The following is a 3,287-nucleotide window of genomic DNA, read 5'->3' on the forward strand; positions in this document are numbered from 1 at the left end:
ATCAGATATTCTCTGGTTTACCAGTTTACTTAAGCCTGCCTTATCTCCGGCTTTTTGGTATAAATCCATCAGTTCATCTTTCTCGACTTCATTGATTGACTGGTAGTCTCCATAAGTCTGGATTGCTATGCTGTATTGCTGATCGCCTAAAGCTTTGGTCCTTAAATCCATTGTTTTTCCGCTTTTTGCGTAGTATGCCACAGATTTTTCAGGATCATGGATGTATAGAGAATCCAGATACTGGTTTGCTTTGTCTTTGTTTCCCACCTCAGTGTATAGGTCAATTAGCATATCATAAGGCTTAGGATTGATTTTCTCAGCATTTGTAATTGCTTTGCTAAAATCATTTGCCTTCGAGTAGTACGATGCAGCTTGTCGGTAATCTCCACCCAGTTCAAAAAGTACGGCCGCTTGACTAAATGCAGGTGGATCAGTCGCCAACATTTCGTTTGCAGCTAACGAACTAATTGATATTATCAGGCTTTTATCGTTAGCTAACCTCACCGAAGTGACTTCGTATGCCTTGTAGTAATTTTTTCTTTCGGAATATGCATTTACCAGCCTGTAAGCTGTGCTGTCCGGCATGTTAGCTAAAATGACGTTTTTAATCGGATTTCCTGTCTGTTCCGCGATAAAATACGCTTCAAATAGACTTGAGACATTCTTATCAAGTTTAAAGTAATTGATTGCTTCATCAGTTTCCTCAGCCAAGCGCGCCAACCTGCTTAACTCCATATAGTTATCTGGTTTGGCTACTTTGCATATATTGTATGCCATTGAGTATTCTTCTGCTTGTTCACAGATATATATCCGTTGGTCTGCCGAGTAATGCTGTATAAAGCCTAAACAACTTGCAGCTGTCTGAAAATCATTCCCGAGCAAATAGCAGTTGATAATCTTATCATAATCCTTTTCTTTTTTTGAAATTAGCAAATCACCCAAGGCATTAAAAAACTCCGGGTTTTTGGTTGTTGTGGCTGCTTCTACCATAACTTGTGTTGCGTTAAATTCAATAAGATCTTGATATTGATTAAGGTGATTCAATATCGTACTTCTCTTTACATTGCAAAGATATGACATAAGTATGTCATTGTTGGTCAACTGATCCCGGAAAGCGTCTAAATCTTTTAGTGCATTGGTTTTATTGTTTAGAATCACTTGAATCAAAAACAACCTCATGTTCCTTATAGGTATTGATTTAAGATAGAGATTAAAGTCTTCTTTGGGCAAATGTGATGTAAATGTCTTCAGATCACTGAGTTCCGTCTTGGTTAGTATGTACCGATTATAGATAACTCTGTGCATTTGATCCCTGAAAAACTCGTCAACTAATTTCAATACATCAGAACTGGTAGAATTATACAACATATCCCAGAGCAATATTGTTGTTTCCAAGGAAAGTGCCTGAGTTTGATAAGCCTCAGTGTTAATAGCAGTAGCTCCTGATTGCGTGTCTGCGAAATAGTTCACAACATCAGCTTGCGTTACTGATTGTAAAGGCACTACTATCATTAAACATATAGCTATCGCTGTCAATATATTACAGTCCTTTAACATTATACTCACCTCTTAGTCATTAATTTTCTCTTATCTACATTTACCAATATCTGTTAACTTACAAATCTGAGTGAAATTAAGTCTCAGGTCTGAATTATCCGTAGATGAAAACAGTCCACTTTACTAACTATCACTATTCAATTTTCTTCGTAAGGTTCGTTACTCTATATACACTTCCTCCCACAGCAAGGTACCTGCCATCGGGGCTGAAAGCCACAGAACCGTTTTTGTTACCTTCCCATGAATAAGTACTTACAGTTTGTTGCTCTATGGATTCAAGATCAATAATGATAGCATTATTAGCCATCCCAACAGCAAGGAACTTGCCATCAGGGCTAAAATCGAGTGATGTTGGTACTGAACTAAGCTCGTATTCCAGAACTTGTTTCTTGTTGGATACATCGGATATGATAATTAGGCCTCCATAACCATTCGGGTTTGGGTTCTCTCCCCTTGCTAATAGACTACCATCCTTGCTATAGGCTTTGCAAATGGACCTGAATAACATATCGACTTGTCTTGTTTCTAAATTATAAACTCCACTTCTAAAAGCAATGTGCTTCCCGTCAGGACTCCAAACCGGATCATCAATACTTATAGCGATATCGGATAAATCCATGATTTTTTGGCTAGTTTCAATGCTATATATGCATCCGTCATCTAATATTATAAATCGCCCATCAGGACTAAAATCGATTGACGAAAAATTTGGATTGTAGATGCTAAATTCAATGTTCATAACAAGTTTCTTAGATTTAATATTGTACACTTTAACATGGTTGGGGTCACCACGATCTATATTTTTTGAGTCATAACAGATAATTGCTATTAAATCTCCATTGGGACTGACACGGAAAATTTTACCGCCTTTTAATTCTGCGTCCTTCTTCCCGGACTCTAAATTATAAAAACTTATTAATTCTGCGTCCTTCTTCCCGAACTTAAAATCATAAAAATTTACAAAATAATCTTTCTTCATGTCTCCAATCGCCAGGTAGGAAGTTCTAGGTACAAATTCTACGCCTCGATATTGTGTCTTAAATGTCAGCATCGGCTCCAATGCGATTGTTTGGTTAAATCCGGATACAGGCTCTTCTATCCTGACCCTTGCTAGACCGATTTTGTCCCCGATATCTATACAAAGCTGACCTTTTATTTGCACATTAGCCCAATTCTGGCTAAGAATTCTTGCAATCGGGCCATCAATGCTCATTGACGTTTCATAGAGTTCCTTTTGGTACGCCAGATGCTTGATGGTCAGCGGGAAGATTTTTTTATTGGGGTCATATTTGCCTAATGTAACTTCAATCTCGGTAGTATCAAAGGTTTTCGATCTTAGTTCGGCAAGCCTCTGCGAAGTTTCAAACAAAACCTGGTTACGCATTAAAACAATCTGTGGAATAACCTTAATTGATCTGATTGCATACTCTTCTTCAGATTCAAAATCATCCTTGGGGGCTAAAAGTGGATTTATCTCTTTCATGGTAATCAGTTGCTCATCCAACTGTTTCTCACTGGCAACCAGCTCCTGTTTCAATAAACTAATCTGTGATAGTGTTTCAGTTATAGACTGCGCAACGAGTAAAAGAGGCACAATCATTATTAAGGCACATAGGGACTTTTTCATTTTATCTCCAATATTACTTAAATATATCATTAAATAATTACTTTTTAATAGATGCTTCCACCAGAGAAAGCTATTAGTGAACATAATCATTGATCTTCTTCCA

At 37.4% G+C, this 3,287-nt stretch carries 2 protein-coding genes; both read right to left on the reverse strand.

What is annotated here, in order from left to right; genetic code table 11:
- Positions 1-1,557, reverse strand: a 1,557-nt coding sequence (locus LHW48_09335) for a hypothetical protein (protein ID MCB5260653.1), incomplete at its 3' end; no start/stop codon positions are given.
- Between the two features lie 133 nt (positions 1,558-1,690).
- Positions 1,691-3,287: hypothetical protein (locus LHW48_09340; GenBank protein ID MCB5260654.1), on the reverse strand; the 1,597-nt coding region annotated here is incomplete at its 5' end.

This window comes from Candidatus Cloacimonadota bacterium, from assembly GCA_020532355.1.
In the GTDB taxonomy this organism is placed as follows: Bacteria; Cloacimonadota; Cloacimonadia; order Cloacimonadales; family Cloacimonadaceae; genus UBA5456.